The sequence below is a fragment of the Cellulophaga geojensis KL-A genome, assembly GCF_000568425.1.
GTDB lineage: Bacteria > Bacteroidota > Bacteroidia > Flavobacteriales > Flavobacteriaceae > Cellulophaga > Cellulophaga lytica.
The window spans coordinates 87685-106011 of the sequence record NZ_ARZX01000011.1; the positions used below are offsets into that span (position 1 = coordinate 87685).

At 30.9% G+C, this 18327-nt stretch carries 17 protein-coding genes; 4 read left to right on the top strand and 13 right to left on the bottom strand.

Annotated elements, in window-relative coordinates; all coding sequences use genetic code 11:
• Window positions 1-3: 3 nt before the first annotated feature.
• From KLA_RS09875 to KLA_RS09905, 7 genes are all read right to left on the bottom strand, one after another.
• Window positions 4-1566 carry a protein adenylyltransferase SelO gene (locus tag KLA_RS09875; protein WP_034645468.1) on the bottom strand — a complete coding sequence of 521 codons (1563 nt, stop codon included), beginning with the start codon at window positions 1564-1566 and terminating at the stop codon, window positions 4-6.
• Between the two features lie 3 nt (window positions 1567-1569).
• Window positions 1570-1845 carry a GNAT family N-acetyltransferase gene (locus tag KLA_RS09880; RefSeq protein WP_013622690.1) on the bottom strand — a complete coding sequence of 92 codons (276 nt, stop codon included), beginning with the start codon at window positions 1843-1845 and terminating at the stop codon, window positions 1570-1572.
• Window positions 1846-1904: 59 nt separating this feature from the next.
• Window positions 1905-2456 carry a peptide-methionine (S)-S-oxide reductase MsrA gene (gene msrA / locus KLA_RS09885; RefSeq protein ID WP_013622689.1) on the bottom strand — a complete coding sequence of 184 codons (552 nt, stop codon included), beginning with the start codon at window positions 2454-2456 and terminating at the stop codon, window positions 1905-1907.
• A complete protein-coding gene (gene msrB, locus KLA_RS09890; RefSeq protein ID WP_034645470.1) occupies window positions 2446-2913 on the bottom strand; it encodes a peptide-methionine (R)-S-oxide reductase MsrB in 468 nt (155 codons plus the stop codon). Before msrB ends, msrA begins: the two co-directional genes overlap by 11 nt.
• 162 nt (window positions 2914-3075) lie before the next feature.
• Window positions 3076-3501, bottom strand: coding sequence for a 3D domain-containing protein (locus KLA_RS09895; RefSeq protein WP_034645472.1), 426 nt, complete (start codon window positions 3499-3501; stop codon window positions 3076-3078).
• A 111-nt stretch (window positions 3502-3612) separates the two neighbouring features.
• Window positions 3613-5844, bottom strand: coding sequence for a TonB-dependent receptor (locus KLA_RS09900; protein ID WP_034645474.1), 2232 nt, complete (start codon window positions 5842-5844; stop codon window positions 3613-3615).
• Between the two features lie 167 nt (window positions 5845-6011).
• On the bottom strand, window positions 6012-6446 hold the full coding sequence (locus KLA_RS09905) for a hypothetical protein (protein WP_034645476.1): 435 nt from the start codon (window positions 6444-6446) through the stop codon (window positions 6012-6014).
• Between the two features lie 188 nt (window positions 6447-6634).
• On the opposite strand from KLA_RS09905, the gene KLA_RS18245 reads away from it, so the two are divergent.
• Window positions 6635-6784, top strand: a complete 150-nt coding sequence (locus tag KLA_RS18245; protein WP_013622684.1) for a hypothetical protein — start codon at window positions 6635-6637, stop codon at window positions 6782-6784.
• Window positions 6785-6904: 120 nt separating this feature from the next.
• On the opposite strand, the gene KLA_RS09910 is transcribed toward KLA_RS18245, so the two are convergent.
• Window positions 6905-8461: an NAD(P)/FAD-dependent oxidoreductase gene (locus KLA_RS09910; protein ID WP_034645478.1), complete on the bottom strand. Its 1557-nt coding sequence runs from the start codon at window positions 8459-8461 to the stop codon at window positions 6905-6907.
• Window positions 8462-8706: 245 nt separating this feature from the next.
• Between KLA_RS09910 and KLA_RS09915 the strand changes: the two genes are divergently transcribed.
• The 3 genes from KLA_RS09915 to KLA_RS09925 are packed head-to-tail and all read left to right on the top strand — an operon-like array spanning window position 8707 to window position 10771.
• Window positions 8707-9309: a SatD family protein gene (locus KLA_RS09915; RefSeq protein WP_013622682.1), complete on the top strand. Its 603-nt coding sequence runs from the start codon at window positions 8707-8709 to the stop codon at window positions 9307-9309.
• Complete coding sequence (locus tag KLA_RS09920) at window positions 9303-10019, top strand: DUF3307 domain-containing protein (protein WP_034645480.1); 717 nt, start codon at window positions 9303-9305, stop codon at window positions 10017-10019. The genes KLA_RS09915 and KLA_RS09920 overlap by 7 nt, the downstream gene beginning before the upstream one ends.
• An 11-nt stretch (window positions 10020-10030) precedes the next feature.
• Window positions 10031-10771 carry a hypothetical protein gene (locus KLA_RS09925; RefSeq protein ID WP_013622680.1) on the top strand — a complete coding sequence of 247 codons (741 nt, stop codon included), beginning with the start codon at window positions 10031-10033 and terminating at the stop codon, window positions 10769-10771.
• A gap of 146 nt (window positions 10772-10917) precedes the next feature.
• Here KLA_RS09925 and KLA_RS09930 read toward each other — a convergent pair whose 3' ends face one another.
• The 5 genes from KLA_RS09930 to KLA_RS17590 form a co-directional block, all read right to left on the bottom strand.
• Window positions 10918-11547, bottom strand: a complete 630-nt coding sequence (locus KLA_RS09930) for a response regulator (protein WP_013622679.1) — start codon at window positions 11545-11547, stop codon at window positions 10918-10920.
• Between the two features lie 881 nt (window positions 11548-12428).
• A complete protein-coding gene (locus tag KLA_RS09935; RefSeq protein ID WP_034645483.1) occupies window positions 12429-14489 on the bottom strand; it encodes a PorP/SprF family type IX secretion system membrane protein in 2061 nt (686 codons plus the stop codon).
• 109 nt (window positions 14490-14598) lie between these two features.
• Window positions 14599-15816: a PD40 domain-containing protein gene (locus tag KLA_RS09940; protein WP_013622677.1), complete on the bottom strand. Its 1218-nt coding sequence runs from the start codon at window positions 15814-15816 to the stop codon at window positions 14599-14601.
• A 138-nt stretch (window positions 15817-15954) separates the two neighbouring features.
• On the bottom strand, window positions 15955-16335 hold the full coding sequence (locus KLA_RS09945) for a response regulator (protein ID WP_013622676.1): 381 nt from the start codon (window positions 16333-16335) through the stop codon (window positions 15955-15957).
• 3 nt (window positions 16336-16338) lie between these two features.
• Window positions 16339-17898 (bottom strand): sensor histidine kinase, encoded by a 1560-nt coding sequence (locus tag KLA_RS17590; protein WP_013622675.1) that lies wholly within the window; start codon window positions 17896-17898, stop codon window positions 16339-16341.
• Between the last annotated feature and the right edge of the window lie 429 nt (window positions 17899-18327).

Consider the following 18327-nt stretch of genomic DNA (forward strand, 5'->3'; position numbering starts at 1 on the left):
AAGTTATGAGCTACAGGATAACATAGAACAACCAACCTTATGTTTTGCCCAATCTGGTCTTTTGGCGAACCATTTTTGATGTTCTGGTTGTTCTTTATAAGGATTTTTTAAAAGTTGATATAACTCATCTAATACAGCATAGTTACCATTGTCCGCAGCGTCAATTGCAAGTTGCGCCATATAGTTGCGTAATACGTATTTAGGGTTAGTTAGGTTCATCTTTACTTTACGCTCATCATCTGTTGTTTTTTCTAACTTTAATCTGCTAGCATAAGAAGTAAACCAATTGTTCCAATGTGTTTTTACATCATCTGTTAGTGTGTTTGTATTATAAAAAGCCTCTTTAATGCTGTTTAGAGCTTCTTTAGGAGCGTTTTTGTTAAAAGTGGATAAGTTCCTATAGAAGATAGTCATATCGGTTTCTACGCGCTGTAAATTCTCTTCAAGCTGTTCTATAAGTTTATAATCTGTGTCAAATTCTGTAAACAAACCAATTTTAGAACGCATCATTTTTAAAGAAGCCTTATCATAACCTAGTTTGTAATCATCTAAAATAGCTTCTAGGGGAGCAGCTTCATTAACCAATGGAAATAAAGCATTTGCCAATTGAAAAAGATTCCACAAACCAACATTAGGTTGGTTGTTGTAGCGGTAACGTCTGTTTTCTGCGTCTGTAGTATTTGGTGTCCAGTCCGGATTATAATCGTCTAACCAGCCATATGGACCATAATCTATAGTTAGTCCTAGAATAGACATATTATCGGTATTCATAACACCGTGTACAAAACCTACACGTTGCCAATGTACAATCATTTCTAAAGTACGTTCTGCAACTTCTTTAAAAAAAGCTATATAAGTTTCTTTAGACGGATTGCCTAAATGAGAATAATGATTTTTTATAGTGTAATTTACTAGCGTAGTTAAGGTAGAAATATCTTCTTTGGCTGCTAATAACTGAAAACTTCCAAAACGTAGAAAACTAGGAGCAACCCTAGTAACAACGGCACCTTTTTCATAAGCTGCATTGCCATTGTATAACATATCTCTTAGCACATTATCTCCTGTAAGCGCTAAAGAGAGGGCTCTTGTTGTTGGTACGCCTAAGTGGTACATAGCTTCGCTACACAAGTACTCTCTAACAGAAGAACGTAAAACAGCTAAACCATCTGCTGATCTAGAGTACGGAGTTTCTCCTGCACCTTTAAGCTGTAAAGCCCATATTTTGTTATTGTGTTCTACCTCAGCTAAATTTATAGCTCTACCATCGCCTAATTGTCCGGCCCAATTACCAAATTGATGTCCGCCATAACACATAGCATATGGTTTGGTATTTGGCATAACGCTGTTTCCTGTAAAAACGTTTAAAAACTCTTTGGTAGCACTGTCTTTTTTTGTTAATCCAAGCGTGCGTAGCATATCATCAGAAACGTGAATTATTTCTGGGTTTGCAGTTTTTTTAGGTGTAACATAAGAAAAACACGCATTAGAAACCTGCCTTCTAGAATTTTCTAAAATAGGATCTGCGGGTAATTGCGATGTAAATCTATCTTTTAGGTTAAACTTCATTATTTAGGCTTGTTCAATTATAGTACTCCACTTGTCACTTCTTTTAGCAATAGCCTTAACGTATCCACAAACAGCTACAGCTTTGTACCCTTGTGTGGTAAGCAGCTCAAAAGTTTGTTCTACTAAAACTTTGCCTATGCCTTTACCTCTTAAGCTGGTAGGTACTTCAGAATATACTAAGTACATTTTTCCATCTTTAAGCTTGTAATCTACAAATGCTGTATCACCCTCAACATTCATAGTAAATTTTTGATTTTCTTTATCGTGTATAACTTTCATTCTTTCTAAAATTTAAAATACCTGTAAGTCATAAAGAATTACAGGTATTATATGTTGTATTAAGCTGTTATGCTTTTTAATTTATCTGCGTGCATTTGTCGTAGTTTAGCTAGTTTAGGGTCTATGACTACAGTACAGTACCCCATTGTTTTATTATTTTGGTAAAAACGTTGATGTTCTTCTTCTGCATCATAAAAAACACCAATAGGGCTAAGTTCTGTAACAATAGGATCTGTGTAATACGGAGCCATTTCTGCTAAAACAACCTCAGCAAGTTCTTTTTGTTTAGGATTATGATAATAAATTACAGATCTGTATTGTGTGCCAGCATCTGCACCTTGTCTGTTTAGCGTAGTAGGGTTGTGGGTAGTCATAAAAATAACTAGTAAATCTTGGTACGCTATTTCTGCGGCATTGTAGGTAACTTGTACCACCTCTGCATGACCAGTTAAACCAGAGCATATTTCTCTGTATGTTGGTCTGCCAGGTGCAATACCACCCGTGTAACCAGAAACTACCTTTTCTACACCTTTAACCTCATTAAAAACTGCTTCTGTACACCAAAAGCATCCTCCACCAACAGTTAATGTTTCTAATTTTCTATTCATCATTATTCTTTTCTTTCTCTTTTTGTAATTGTAATGCTTCAGAATTTATACAATAACGTAGGCCACTAGGTTCAGGTCCGTCTGGAAAAATATGTCCTAAATGTGCGTTACATGTATTACATAAAACTTCTACCCTTATCATACCAAAACTTGTATCTTTTATGTACTTAATAGCATTTTCCTTAATAGGCTGTGTAAAACTAGGCCAGCCAGAATTGGACTTAAATTTTATGCTAGAGTTAAATAAAGGTGTGTTACAGCAAACACAATTGTATTGTCCGTTTGTAAAAGAACTACACAAAGCACCACTATGCGCTGGCTCTGTACCTTTTTTACGTGTAATTCTGTATTGTTCTGGTGTTAGCAATTGTTTCCACTCAATATCTGACTTTTCAACTTTAAAATCGGGCTCTAAATTGCCTTTAACGGTAAAGTGAATTACATTTTTCCAAGTTAACATAAATCAATTTCCTTTCTACATTATAATTGTTATACTAGTGTTATCTTATTTGTAATATTTTGTCGTATTAAAATTACTTTCCTATCATTTACAAGCTAATGCAAATATTAACTAAATACTAGTATAATAGGTTTTTTTAAAGATAAGAAGAACGCTTTAAAATTAAGGTGTTTTTAAGCTATCTTTAAGAATTTTGTACTGTAAATTAATTTTTTTAACACCGTACTCTATAGCTTTTTTTACATCTGTTCCCATATAAATATCTATTCGGTTACGCCATTTAGAGTGCATTTTATCTTTTACCAAATAAGTGCCACTAAACCCTTCTAGTTTTACTTCAGTATTTCTGTTTAAACCTAATTTTAAAAGATCTTTAGAAACAGCTATGTATTTGTCTCCGGGTTTAAGACTGTCTCCCCAAGCAGCAATAGTTGGGGTAGAAGAGGTTTGGTATGCCAAAGAGTTGTATGCAGTTGCTTTAACGGTAAGTGTTTTCCAAACATATGGGTTTTCTTTCTTTTCTACACTTTTGTTAGCACAAGAAAAGAGTGTTGTACAGCATAAAACAAAGAAAAAGTTCCTAATCATTAAACTAAATATACTATAATTTTATAAAAAATGGTGTTTGTGTTTGGACAGATAAAAAATAAACCCACAACAAATGCTGTGGGTTTACTAGGTGCAATAAAAATACCGTTTTTAAAAAGTTACGGAAACTTTAGCTTTTAAAAAGAACGGAGTACCTGGTGTAAAATGAATTTCATCTATAGGATTATCTTCATTAAATAACCTTGTTTCTGTAGCAAACTGACTCTCGTTCCACTCTGTGTCAAACAAATTCTCTATAATAACTCCGTATGTCCAGTTTTTAGTATTGTAACTAATATTAAAATCTGATACAAAGTAACCGTCTGCAACAATAGAGTTATCTTCATTAGCAGGTCTGTCTTTTACGTATCTGTAATTTAATCCGCCAGAAAACTTACCTAAGTTTTTAAAAGTTACACCACCAGCAGCGGTTAATGAAGGAGCTAATGGTATGTAATCTTCACCATCTGCTTCTTCTGTGCTTCTGGCGTAAGCGTAGTTTGCATCACTATACAAATACAAATTAGGGTTTATGTTGTATCTAAAACCTAAATCTACACCATAACGTTGTGTTTTTCCACTAGGTTCTACAACTCCAGCATCACCAACATATACAAATTCTTGTTCTAAAAATAAGCTCCATAAAGCAGCATTAATAACTAATTTAGATGATGGTTTAAGAATAACACCCAAATCGTTACCATAAGCAGCAGGTAATATCTCTTTACCATTGTTAGCAGTAACCACGCGTGTGTCATTAGAATGAAAACCAATACCCGATTTTAAAAATAACTGCACGCTAGGAGAAGCAGCATAAATAAAGTTTAACTTAGGACTAACAAAAACCTTGTCTTCACTTAAACTGGTGTATGTAGCTTGTAGTTTATCTATATAGTCGTTTTTAAAATAATCTAAACGCAAACCAGGATTAATTGTCCATCTGTTTTTCTTGTACGTAGCGTTTACAAAACTATACATATTAACTTCATCAATATCACCTAAAGCGTAAGTTTCTAAAGTAGTTTGCCTATTAGCTGTGTGAGATAGCTCCACGTCATTAACATCATCATACCTAAAACCAACACCAGCTTCTAATTTTAACTGTGAGTTATCTTTATTAAGGTGATAATTATGAGCGTAAACAGATTCTGCTCCAAAAATACTACGAGACTCTTTTTGTTTTATTTGATCTCCATTTACAGGGTCTTCTAGAAAGAAGGTAAAGTTAGAGAACAACTCAAAGTCGTACTTAGATACAAATGCCTTTGAAGTAAGAGACTCGTGCTCATTAAATTGTTTGGTGTGATTAAACCATAGGTTAGACCTGCTAGTTTTACCACCTTCAGTATCATCTATAGCGCCAAACCTACCAATTAAACCTTGGTCTACCGCACGCTGAGGTATTTGACCAGAAGCATCCCATTTACTTTGAAAATGATTAGCTGTAATAGTAAACTCTTGATCGTCATAATTATTAAAGTTATAACGGCCCATTAGATTAATTCTATTAAAATTCTGAGGAGAATCAAAAACACCATCTGTAAGTACAAGCTCAGAAGCTAAATACATATTATTTTGTTCTTCATCTAACAACTTAAGCATACTTACTGCACGTAAGCTGTTAAATTGTCCGGCTTCTACAGATAGTAAATTGTTGTCTAATTTTTTTTTGGTTTTTAAGTTAACATAACCTGCAGTGTTAAAATTACCAACATTTGCGTAATAAGGGCCTTTGCCAAAATCTATGTTATCTATAGTTTCTGGTATAATAAAGTGCATATCTGCATAACCTTGTCCGTGTGCATGAGATACCATATTTACAGGTAAGCCATCTACGCTTATGGCAACGTCTGTACCGTGGTCAATATCAAACCCGCGTAAAAATATTTGTTCTGCTTTACCACCACCAGCATGCTGACCAATAATTAGTCCAGGAACTTTACGTAAAATTTCTTGTGATGACTTTACAGGATTTGTTTTAACATCTACATTTAAAAATGTACTTAAGGTATTAACATTAGAAACCAAAACTACTTGGTCTAAAGACACAGCACTTTCTGTTAAACTAATTTTTACACTAGTGTTTAAGTGTTTTTCTGTAATTGTAATTTCTTTTGTTGCGTACCCTAGATTGTAAAAGAAAACAACGTCATTTAAAGAAACATTATTTAATTTAAAATAACCAGATGTATTAGAGTAGGTGTAATTACCTGTTGTTTGGTTGTACACACTAACACCTTCTATAGGTGTGTTGTTGTTAGATACTATTGTACCTTTTAACTCGTGTGCTTGTATACTGCCAATACCTGTTAAGAGCAGTAGTATTGCTATAAAATTTTTCATTTGTTGTAGTTTGTTGTAAAAAGTACCCTGTTTAAAACTGTAATATTGTTCTAAATTTAGGATACCAGTAATGTGTATACATAGCTAACTTATAGGCATAAAACAGCCTGTAGTAACTAGTACTTTTATAAAATAATTATGAATTTGTCTGCTGTTTATAAGCAGTGTTAAGCAAGTGGGCTTTTGGGTGGTTTTTTTGCTGCTAATATGTAGCCTTTTGCAGTTTTATATGGGCTAGTATATATATAATTAGTGGGTAGTATACTATAATTTTTAATAGTGTAAGTAGTTGTGTCTACAATATGTTTATCTATTTTAACTTGCTGTACAAGACCATCATTAGAATTGTTTTCTGCTTCACTAAAAAGATTGTTTATAAATGTAATTATTTGATGCTCGTGGTCTTGAGCGTGTGTATGACTATGGTTATGCCCAGCTGTTGAGGTATGACTATGTGTATGTACAGCAACTGTATGGGAGTCTATAGCGTGAGAAATAGCGTGTAAACCATCTTTAATTTGATGTTGCAATGGATGTAGCACATACAATAAGCTTATACTTATTGCTATAATTTTTAATATATATTGTTTGCTACGTATCATTATATGCTTTAAAACAACTTTGTTACTATTGTATTTTTAAGTGTTATTTTTGCAGCTACCAAAGCTATAAAAACTTATACACTCTTGCCATACTAACGAGATAATTTGAAGTAGGGTTTTAAAAAAAGTAAAAAAAAGATAAGTTTTTGTTTTAGGTTGATATAAAAGTGTTTAAAAAAGAGCTAGTTATGGGTAAAACAGGAAAAGAAAAAAATACATTAAATAAGGCTAAACACTCTAAGTTAATGGCCAGAAAAATAAATAAGAAGAAAAAAGAAGAAGCTTTACGTAAAGAACGCTTAAAAGCTATTATAAAAAAAGCGCAACAGAACAACTAAAGTTAGGAACTACTAAGTAAAATGCATTAAGTCTTGTGTTGTGGTATTGTTTATTTAAAACAATGTAATATTACAATAGCCTAAAGCTTATTGCTAAAGGCTAGTTTTAGTCATTATAAATTATATTTTTGCAACTGCTGCTTCTGCACACCTTTCGCCATCCATAGCAGCAGAAATTATACCACCTGCATAGCCACCGCCTTCACCACAAGGAAATAAACCTTTAATTTCTGGGTGTTCTAATTTTTCTGTTCTTGGAATATTAACAGGAGATGAGGTTCTAGATTCTACCCCAATAATATTAGCTTCAGAGGTGTAATACCCATTCATTTTATCTCCAAATGCTTTAAATCCGCCTCGTAAACGACTTCCAATTAGTTTAGGAAATAAAGAGTGTAGTGGAGCAGATTTTAATCCTGGTTGGTATGATGTTTCATTTAGTGTTGTAGATAATCTTCCTTCTACAAAATCTGTTAATCGTTGTGCAGGTGCAACTTGACTTCTTCCGCCTGCGGTAAAAGCTAGTTTTTCTAGGTCTTTCTGGTATTCTAACCCTTTTAAAACCCCAAACTTATTGTATTTAGGAATATCTTCATCAACATTAATTTCTACAACAATACCAGAGTTTGCATATAAATTATTTCGTTTAGATGGAGACATACCATTTACCACAACCTCTCCTGGAGCTGTTGCAGCAGGTACTATAAATCCGCCTGGGCACATACAAAATGAGTATACACCTCTGCCTTTTACTTGTTCTACAAGGCTGTATGCAGCTGCGGGTAGTAACTCATCTCTTTGTCCGCTGCAATGGTATTGTATGCTGTCTATTATATGTTGCGGATGTTCTACACGTACACCCATAGCAAAAGATTTAGCTTGTAATGCAATTTCTTTTTTATGTAGTAAATAATAAATATCTCTAGCAGAATGTCCGGTAGCTAGTATTACACTATTTACCGCCATTTCATTTCCATTTTCTAAAATAATAGCTTTTAAAGTGTTATTTTTTATATCAAAATCTACCACTTTAGTATTAAAATGTACTTCACCACCATACTTTATAATATTTTCTCTAATATTTTGTACCAGCTTTGGAAGTTTATTTGTGCCTATGTGTGGGTGTGCATCTATTAAAATTTGGTCTGTTGCACCGTGGTATACTAGGTTTTCAAAAATTCTACGTACATCGCCACGCTTAAGACTACGGGTGTATAGTTTACCATCAGAGTATGTACCGGCACCACCTTCGCCAAAACAATAATTAGAGTCTTGGTTTACAATGTGCTCTTGGTTAATGGCTTTTAAATCTCTACGTCTGTTTTGTACATTATTACCACGTTCTAAAACAATAGGTTTATACCCTAATTCTATACAACGTAATGCAGCGTACATACCTGCGGGACCAAAGCCTATAATATGCACTTCTTTAGCATTAGAAACATCTTTATAGTTAAAAGTATAGTTGCTATTTTCTGGTGCAGGTTCTTGTATGTATACTGTAACTTTATAATTAAAATAAATGGTAGCTTTACGTGCATCTATAGACTTACGGTCTATTTTTAGAGCCGTAATTTCTGTTTCAGGAATACCTAAATATTTAGCAGCTTTTTTTGTTAGAATACCTTGTATTGGTTCTTCTTTTAATGTAGTTCTAAGCTGAATGTTTCTTACCATACCGCAAAAGTACTATTTTAAAAGAGTATCTCTTTTTTGTTAGTTAATTATTTTAGGTTGATGCTATAATTTGACTCATCATTTATATTAATTACTATTTTTGTAAATATAATATTGTTAAAAAAATCTATTTTTAAATTGATACACTCTTTTATATGTTTAAACACATATATTTTAAATTATATGTTATATGGCATATAATTGCAATTATATGTTAAATAGCATATATTTGATGAAAAATAAAAATGATAGCAGTTATAACAGGAGACATTATTAATTCTAGAGCAGAAGATGTAGGTGTTTGGTTACCAGAGCTTAAGTCTGAGTTGAAAAAAATAGGCTCAGATCCAAAAGATTGGGAAATATATAGAGGAGATAGTTTTCAGCTAAAAACAACACCAGAACAAGCTTTAAAAATAGCTTTAGTATTAAAAACTGTTTTAAAGCAATTTAAGACTTTAGATGTTAGAATGGCAATTGGTATAGGAGAAGAAAGTTATACATCAGAAAAGGTAACAGAGGCAAATGGTAGTGCTTACATAAATTCTGGTGAGTGTTTTGAAGACCTAAAAAAACAAACTTTGGCAATTAAAACACCTTGGCAAGAGTTTAATATCGTTTTAAATTTAGTGTTAGATGTATTGGAGCTTACTATAAATAATTGGACACCTAATTATGCACTTTTAATAAAAGAAAGCTTAAAAGATACCAGTGTAACGCAAAAAGAGTTAGCAGATAGGTTAGACAAAAAGCAAAGCAATATTAGTACTAGTTTAAAAAAAGCTGGTTTTGATGAAATTTTAAAAATATTAGATTACTATAACACACAAATAAAAAAACTATGTTAGTACTTACATTAAAGTTGCTTTTAGCTCATATTTTGGGTGATTTTGTGTTGCAACCAAATAAATGGATAAAAGACAAGCTAGAGAAAAAACAAAAGTCGGCTTACTTGTACTGGCATATAGTTATACACTTACTAGCCTTAATGGTAGTTTTAGAATTTAATACAAATTACTTTATTGGTATTGCTACTATTGTAATTACACATTATTTAATAGACTTAGCAAAATTAATATTGCAAAATGATGGTAATGCTAGAGTCTTATTTTTTCTAGATCAATTGCTACATTTATTAGTGTTAGTAATTGTAGCTACTACTTATACAGATTATAGTTTAAACTTAGCTTACCTAACAGCTCCTAATGTAATATTATTTTTAATAGCAATTTTTTTACTAACAAATGTATCTGCTATTCTTATGAAAGTAATAATATCTAAATGGAAATTAGAAGACGAATCTAAAAAATCACTTAAAAACGCAGGTGCATATATAGGTGTTTTAGAGCGCTTGTTTATTTTTATGTTTATAGTACTAGGGCAGTGGAGTGGTATTGGCTTTTTATTAACAGCAAAATCTGTTTTTAGGTTTGGAGATTTATCTAAAGCAAACGACCGTAAATTAACAGAATACATACTTATTGGTACCTTAATAAGTTTTGGTTTAGCCATTTTAATAGCCTTAGGCTATAAGTTTATGTTACAACAATTGCCATAATTAAATTTGTTATGAAGCAAAAAAACAAGCAAGAGTCTACTTCTAAAATGCAGAAAATGTTACATTTAGATTATAGGAGAGATGATGATATTTGGTTAACAAACACGCAAACTCTGCGAAGATTAATAGGAGTTTTAGGTATAGCTTTGCCTATTTTATTGTTTGCTTTTTTATGGGTAACAGCAGAACACACAAGTACTTTAGAGTCTATTAGCCATTATTACTACACACGCGCAAACCCCATATTTATTATAGTTGTGAGTATAATGGCAATATTTTTAATGGTGTATAAGGGCAGAGAGCCTATAGATTTTTACATTTCTTTTGTTGCAGGTGTTTTTGCTATTCTACTATTATTATTCCCTACAGATAATATAGCTATTACCTGTTGTGATGCAGATGCAGCCTATAGTGTAACTTATATACAAGATAATACTTGGCGGGTACGTTTTCATTACATAGCTGCTGCTATATTTTTATTGAGCCTAAATTATATGTCGCTTTTTGTTTTTACAAGGTCAGATAAGCCAAAAGCAGAACGAACAAAAGAAAAAAAACAGCGAAATACAATTTATAAAATAACAGGTGCAATTATGTTTTGTGCTTTGCTTGTAATAATGCTTGGCTTACTAAAAGTAATACCAGAAGATGTATATTACCAAAACCACATTACCTTTTGGATGGAAACCATAGCAATAGAGTGCTTTGGAATTGCCTGGTTGGTAAAAGGAGAAACAATTTTTACAGACTAAAAATATAAAACCCCTGAAAAAATCAACAATTTCAAGGGTCTTATGGTAAAATATGGACAATCTACATAAATAGTTTGCACTATTTAAATTTTAGTATAAGCAAAAGCATAAGTAGGTTTTGTTTGTTTTTGCTATACTGTTTTGCTTTAAGCACAATCTAACTGTCTAAGCTTGTCCAGTGCTTCAGACTTAGAGTTTACGTTAAGTTTTAAATATATATTTTGTATATGAAAGTTAACAGCACTTGCAGTAACAAATAGTTTTTCTGCAATAGTTTTGTAGGTTTCTCCTTCAAATAAAAGATCAATAATTTCATTTTCTCTTTTAGAAAACTCATTAAAAGACTTTCTTTGAAACATTGATATAACTTGCTTAGCAATATCATTACTAATTGCTGCACCATCAATTTTAATAGAGTTTAGTGCATCATACAGTCTCATTTCTGTTAAAGGTTTGGTTAAATAACCGTTTGCACCGTTTTTAAATGCTTTTTTAATTAGTGTAAAATCATTTTGTTCACTAACAATAATAATTTTTGCGTTTACAGCTTTCTTTTTAAATTTAATTAATACATCTATACCACCAAATTCTTCTTCTGGAATATCTGTGATAATAATATCTGGTGCTACTGTAGTAGAAGACCTTAGGGCTTCTTTTGCAGAACCATAAATACCAATTAAGTTGTAGTCTGAGTATAGACTAAAATAATGTTTGTACGTTTTTTTAAACAGCGGATCGTTATCTATTACAATAACATTTAAATTTTTTGTTTGCATAAGTTGGGGGTTTTTGCATACTATAATAGCATACAGGTTAAGTTTATAAGTGAAATTTGGGGTTGTATTTAATTTTAAAATAGAAAATAGAAATCCAGTCTTAACTTATTTTTTACAATAATTAAGTGCAATTTATTAGTCAGAAATTATAATTAAAATTAAAAGGGTAGGGGTACTCTTTATTTTAATTTTAGTTATAATACCTACTATAAACTATAGCTTTCTAGTACTATCAAAAAATTAAATACAGAGATTATTATACCGTTTACAGCGTAGATTATCATTTTTTTGTAGGTGAAAAAATGACTGCTGATCGCAGGTTTTGTAGGTTTGTTTTTGGTTACTTTTTGTAATGTAAAAAAGCTTCATATAATTTGGGTTTTTGGGGGTGAAAGAAACCTTTTTACAAGTTTCTAAAATCTATTTTTTAGAGTAAATAAATACTATATTTTAAAAATGTAACTCTTTTCTTAACGTTCATTTTAATAGAAAAGATTTACGTAATTAAATAGGTTCTATACTATTTATTTGTTTCTCTATACTAAAGATATGACTTTTGCGTTATTTGACAAAATTTAAAAAGTAGGTAATTTCTGGTTTAAAATGGGTTAGTGTGCATTTCGTCGTTACTTTAATGCTTTTAACCGTATATTATAAAAGGCCTAATCGATAAAGTGTTAAAATTTTAACTTATTATTTAGAATGGTTCTAAAGTAATTTTTTAGATGAACTACACTTTTTTGTAAAAAAAAATAGTCCAAAAGACAAGTATAAGAACGTTATATACTTTGTCTTTTAGGACTACCCGCAACCCCCGATGCGTAATTTTCACTTATAAAATAACCCAATTTATACTCTAGGGAGAGTCAACTTATATTGTATTAATCTTCATATATATTTGCAGCTGTTGCTGTAGATGCAGAATAAGTAGGTTTGTCTACTTTTAAAATCCATTTTTCATCTTGGTATTTACCGTTAAGGTTAGATGCGTAAGCGTCTTCTGCTTCTTCCATATAGTTGTAATCTGCTATGTATACATAGTAAAGATCATTTTCTTTATTGTAAAATTGTTTTGCATCAATGTTTTGCTTTTTAAGTTTTGTCATAAAAGCATCTAAATACTTTTTAGTTTTGTAAACATTTGCAATTACGTAGTATCCAGACTTAACACCATCCATATCAGACTGGTTTACTACTTTTAAAGGAATTTCTTTAAATTTTTTGTTATCAGTTTTAGCAGCAACTGTGTTAGTTGTAGTTGTTTTATCTGCATCTAACTTATAAGTAACCTTTTTAGTTGTTTTAGCAGCTACAGCATTGTTTGGTATAGTATTAACCTGTTGTGCTGTAGTTTGTATGTTTTGCTTAATATCGTTTCTTAAAATACGTACAATAGTTTCAAACTTTTTTTCTAATTCTGCGCTACGTGCATTTTCAATAGAATCTTGTCTTAAAATAAGCTCATCTAATATTAATCTGTTTTGGTAAGCTAAAGAGTTTTCATCTTCTTGTACTGTTGTTTCTGTAACAGCTTTAGATTTAGCAGCTTTTTTGTTTTTACGGTTGTTTTTTCTTTTTTTACTGTTTAATGTTACGCTTTGAGACTCAAAGTTTTTAACCATTGTGTTAAACTTGTCTTGCACTGCGTTTTTAGGACCAACAGTTTTTACAGTACCAGCATATGCATTTTGCGTGCTTTTTGTTGTAGGTGTACTGTTATTAACTGTACTAGTTGTGTTTTTAGCTTCTGGTGTATTTTTTTTATTTCTTTTTAAACTATTTTGTTTTGTAATTAGTGCTAAAATCTCATTTTCTCTTTTTTTGTTAGAAATAGCCATTTTAGTAGCATCTTTTCCGCTTTCTAAAGCAACAATTCTTTCTTTATCTCTTTTTTGATCTTCCATAAGGGCTAAAATTTGCTCCTCATAGTTTTTAATAATATTATCTACTTTACTATCATAAGACTCTTGCTTATCATTTGTAGCAAAAGCAGGACCGTTATTTTTAAATGTATATGCTAAAGATAACTCGTGGTTCCAGCCTAAGTCTGTTTCCTTGTTCATTACATCTTTTTCTAACAAATAACCTAAAGACATTTTGTTGTTTAAGTTAAAACCAAGTCCCATAGAAATACCGTGCTCATTATCTATAGTAGATTGTAACCATCCGTACTTAGGTAAATCCAATAACATAGAACCTACATAAGATATTCCTCCGTTTTCATTTTTACCAACCTGTACAAGTGGCATAAACCTACCTTCTGCAAATAAACCTCTAGTAGCGCTAAACGGTTGTGTGTACTGTAATGATGCTTTAACACTTCTGTCATTAAAATTAATAGAAAAAGCATTTGTTGTTTGGTTGTATTTTACCAAATCTTTAGCGTAGATACCAACATCAAACCTACCAACAGATAGTGTAATAGCTGGTTGTATAGCTAATTTACTTTCCTTTTTTGCATCTATTAACTGTAAATCGTTATCATCTGCAATAACTCTGTTTTTATCTAAACCTTCGTTAAAGTAAGTTACGTTAGCACCAAAAGTAAGTTTACTTTTTTCACTTAACTGTACTGCTGTAGCATAGTTTGCATTAAAACCAAACTCTTGTACAACACCAGCCCACTGGCTGTAAATACCAATACCAAAAGCGGCATTGTCATTAATTTTACTACTAAAACCTACAAAATAGTTTTGTACATTATCATCAAAAGTAGCGTACTGGTTTCTGTGTAAAATGTTTAAGTAAGATTTGTTTTCTCTTACCAAAGAAAAGGTAGGATTTATTAAAAATCTATTAAAAAACAATTGATTGTGATAAGAATTGTTTGAACTATTTTCTGAAACTGTAGCCTCTTGTGCTGTTAATGTTTGTATGCTTAGTAAAATAGATACTAAAACTAGTAAACAGATTTTGTGAGTAAATGAAACTTGACTTTTCATAGTAGTAAAAATTACGGTTATTTTGGGGTGAAAAATGTAAGTACTTTTTTGCCTAAGTACAGTAAAGAAATATAAACTAAGGGGGTAGGTTGTTTATATAACTTGGGTCTTAATCTTCAAAAACAGATGTTGAATAGTTTATTGAAGATTCATCATTAACAGCTTCTAGAGAGTTAAAATCTCTGTTTTTGTTAGTGTATGTAAATGCTACTCTTTCTACATTTCCTTGTCCACGGTTAGACATTACGTAGCCCATTCCGTTTTTAGATTGTAAATCCAAAGAGAAATCGTCTTTATCACTATTAATTCTGCTACCTAAATTTGCAGCAATACCAACTTTACGCTGACCAACTTCTACCATGTAAATATCTAATCCTCCGTAGCCTTTGTGACCGTTTGAAGCAAAAAATAATGAGTTTCCGTTTACAATTTTAGGATATAAATCGTTTTTTTCTGTGTTTACTTTTTGACCTAAGTTTTTTGCAACTCCAAAGTCACCGTTTGCTTTAATTGAAGCAACATAAATATCAAACTTACCAAAAGTACCAGGCATATTAGATGCAAAAAATAAACGTTTTCCGTCTGCAGAAACTGTTGGGTGCATTGCAGAGTAATTTTTTGGAGCTAAAGCAATTTCTTTAACGTTTTTCCATTGTCCGTTTACATTTTCTGCTCTATATATTTTATGTACCAATTCTTTTTTAGAGAAAATGCCAGTTGCTGGCTTTACATAAACACCTTTACTAAAGTAAGCTGTTTTACCATCTGCAGTAACTGCTACAGGTGTTTTATAAGCGTTGTGCTTGTCTGTAATTTCTTCTAAATAATTGTTTTGCTGTGTTACAGTCTCTAAAGAAGAGTTTCCTTTTGGGTTAAAACTATACTCACCATACTTACCCGTATAAGTAGTATTGTTTTTTTGCTTAGTAGTTTTGTAATCATTAGCTACAGCAGCCATCCAATCTTTATTGGTGTTGTGAGCATCTTTAGTTGTACTAACACCAACTTTTTTTAGTGCAAATTGGTAACGCTCTTGGTAGCTTTTGTTTAGCATTTTGTCTTTACTAACATCTTTTAGCTTTTTGTACCAAAAAGCGGCAGTTTCATACTTTTTTACTAAAAAGTTAGCATTACCTAGATCTTCGTAAATTTCTTTGTCTGTGTAACCTAAACTTTTAAGTTTTTTGTAGTTGTCTACTCTCTTTTTTACTTCAACAGTAGTTGTTTTAGAAGCGTTACTTGCAACTGTATTTTGTGCAGATAACGAATAGCAGAAGAATGTAGAAATACATACTATAGCTGCTTTGTGGGTTATAAAATTTTTCATAAGATAGGGGTTAAATTATCACTACATCAAAGATCTAGAATTAACCCGTTACCTGTACTAGTAAATATTCATAGGTTTTTGCTAAAAAAGGTCATTTCATCGATTAAATAACGCTTTTTTGAGTTGAAATGCACTTTTCTATGGTTTTTCGGTCAATTTACTGCATATAATTTCAAACTCTGCTTTAAGCTGATTTTCATCTATTGGTTTACGAATTATGTGCATTGGTTTTGTTTTTTCTGCACGTTTTATAGTAGAAGCATCAGAATTGCCTGTTATAAATACAAAAGGTATCTTATAATCCTTATTTATTATCTCTGCAACTTCAATACCATCTTTATCTCCGCTTAAACCTATATCTAATAATATAATGTCTGGTGAAAAAAAACGCAAAGCAGAAATAGCTTCGTTACTATTGCTTGCGGTTCTTACAATATTTTCGTCTATAGATTCTATTATGCTCTCTATAAACATTTGTATAATCATATTATCTTCTACAATGAGTACTTTTAATGCCATAATTTATGATGTTTGTTCAATTTCTTGAAATGTGATGATGTAATTTGTTCCTTTCTTAGAGTTATCTTTTTCAATATTACCTCTAAGTTGTAGGGCTAGTTTGTGTATCAATTTTAATCCTAGTGATTTAGTGTTTCTAAAATTGATGCTTTTAGGAAATCCTATTCCGTTATCTCCTATTAGTAATAAAAAATTAGGATACACTAATTTTTTAATCTCAATGCTTAAAGTTCCTCCTTCTTCATCTTTAAATCCATACTTTAAGGAGTTTGTAATTATCTCGTTAATCATTAAACCCAATGGTACAGAGGTGTCTAAGTTTAAATACAAATCTGTAGCTTTAATATCTAGTTTAATGTTAGTATCATTACCTTTCATAGATATTAGCATAGTATTTGCTAATTGCTCCATATACTCTCCATAATTAATTCTGCTTAAGTCATTAGACCTGTAAAGCATTTCATGAATTATGGCCATAGAGTTTATTCTATACTGGCTGTACCTAAAAAGAGCTTTTGTTTCTTCATCTTTAATAAAGCTAGACTGTAAACTTAGTAGGCTTGTAATTACTTGTAAGTTGTTTTTAACTCTGTGGTGTATTTCTTTAAGTAGTGTATCTCTTTCAGATAATCTGTTTTCTACAGTTTGGTTAAGGTTAGATATATTTTCATTCTTAATATATAAAGAATATACAATAATTAAAAAAATGAGTAATCCTAAATTTAGTAATCCTGCATTTTTATAGGTCTCAAATTTAAATCTAGCCAAGTTTTTTTCTGTATCTTCTAATTTAGTACTGGTATATATAGTCCAAGGGTGGTTGCCCTCTAAACTTACAGTTTTAGACATATATATATTGTTTCCTTTAGCGTCTTTTGTTGTTAAGTCTACCTTAGAGGGCTTGTATAAATTGTTATGGTCACCATAAAAAACTTCTCCTTTAGAGTTTAGTAATGTTAAGTTGTAAGTGTCTAAATTTTTAAACCAATTTTTAGCATTCAAGTTTAACCCAACAATTCCTTGTAATTTATTATCTACATATACAGGAGTAAAAAAGCGAATTGTTGGTCTGTAAGGTTTTTCTATCTTTTGTTTCTCTATATTAAGATCTAAATGAGAAATGTATACTTCATTTTTTTTAGCTTTAATAGATTCTTTAAAATAATACCTATTAGACTTGTCTTGGTATTTATTAGAAGAAGCTAAAGAATCTATATCTACGCGTATAACCTCTATACCTTCTTTATTTATTAGCCTTGCCTGAAAGTAATTGGGATCTATATCTATAAAAGTTTTTAGCTTTTTTTCTATTTCTACAGCAGAAGTATTACTTTTTAAATCTAACTGTATTAGTTTACTTATATAAAGCACATTTTTTTTACTAATACTATAGAGCTCATTTAATTTAGACTCTGTTTCTACTAGTTTATTGTTAGATTTTATGTTTTCTACTAATATTATGTTATTAGTGTACGTTTGTACTTGATTATATGAAACATTCCATATAATTACTGTTATTAGTAAGAATAATATTACGGAAACTATAATTAGTTTTTTTCCCATAAAGTAAGGTTAAAAAAAGGGGTTAGTATGTAACTAAGGTAAATGGTACTCATGAATTTACGAAAATACTTCTAATTATAATAAGATTTATTAAGTACAGAAAACTGTAAACTTTGTTATAATAGTATAAAAAGCAGAGATTTAATGGTAATTAGTAGTATTTATTGTATAGATGGTAGCTTACAGTACATTAAAAGTTATGACTTAAAAATGTTAATATTTTGTAAATTAACTATTTAGTGTACAATTGTTAATTTTAAAGTTAGTTTTAGCACACTATTTTAAGCTCTAAAAGCACACGTAAAAAAGAAGTTAATTCTTGTTAAATTAGTGGTTAAATCCCAATTTAATTATTTATTAAGCTACTGTATTTCTATAATTCTGAATTATTGTTAATTTTTTTTATTTATATGAATTATTTTTTATTAT

Coding starts and splice junctions, on each gene's coding strand:
- KLA_RS09875 (WP_034645468.1), bottom strand. CDS start 1,566: ATGAAGTTTAACCTAAAAGATAGATTTACATCGCAATTACCCGCAGAT.
- KLA_RS09880 (WP_013622690.1), bottom strand. CDS start 1,845: ATGAAAGTTATACACGATAAAGAAAATCAAAAATTTACTATGAATGTT.
- msrA (WP_013622689.1), bottom strand. CDS start 2,456: ATGATGAATAGAAAATTAGAAACATTAACTGTTGGTGGAGGATGCTTT.
- msrB (WP_034645470.1), bottom strand. CDS start 2,913: ATGTTAACTTGGAAAAATGTAATTCACTTTACCGTTAAAGGCAATTTA.
- KLA_RS09895 (WP_034645472.1), bottom strand. CDS start 3,501: ATGATTAGGAACTTTTTCTTTGTTTTATGCTGTACAACACTCTTTTCT.
- KLA_RS09900 (WP_034645474.1), bottom strand. CDS start 5,844: ATGAAAAATTTTATAGCAATACTACTGCTCTTAACAGGTATTGGCAGT.
- KLA_RS09905 (WP_034645476.1), bottom strand. CDS start 6,446: ATGATACGTAGCAAACAATATATATTAAAAATTATAGCAATAAGTATA.
- KLA_RS18245 (WP_013622684.1), top strand. CDS start 6,635: ATGGGTAAAACAGGAAAAGAAAAAAATACATTAAATAAGGCTAAACAC.
- KLA_RS09910 (WP_034645478.1), bottom strand. CDS start 8,461: ATGGTAAGAAACATTCAGCTTAGAACTACATTAAAAGAAGAACCAATA.
- KLA_RS09915 (WP_013622682.1), top strand. CDS start 8,707: ATGATAGCAGTTATAACAGGAGACATTATTAATTCTAGAGCAGAAGAT.
- KLA_RS09920 (WP_034645480.1), top strand. CDS start 9,303: ATGTTAGTACTTACATTAAAGTTGCTTTTAGCTCATATTTTGGGTGAT.
- KLA_RS09925 (WP_013622680.1), top strand. CDS start 10,031: ATGAAGCAAAAAAACAAGCAAGAGTCTACTTCTAAAATGCAGAAAATG.
- KLA_RS09930 (WP_013622679.1), bottom strand. CDS start 11,547: ATGCAAACAAAAAATTTAAATGTTATTGTAATAGATAACGATCCGCTG.
- KLA_RS09935 (WP_034645483.1), bottom strand. CDS start 14,489: ATGAAAAGTCAAGTTTCATTTACTCACAAAATCTGTTTACTAGTTTTA.
- KLA_RS09940 (WP_013622677.1), bottom strand. CDS start 15,816: ATGAAAAATTTTATAACCCACAAAGCAGCTATAGTATGTATTTCTACA.
- KLA_RS09945 (WP_013622676.1), bottom strand. CDS start 16,335: ATGGCATTAAAAGTACTCATTGTAGAAGATAATATGATTATACAAATG.
- KLA_RS17590 (WP_013622675.1), bottom strand. CDS start 17,898: ATGGGAAAAAAACTAATTATAGTTTCCGTAATATTATTCTTACTAATA.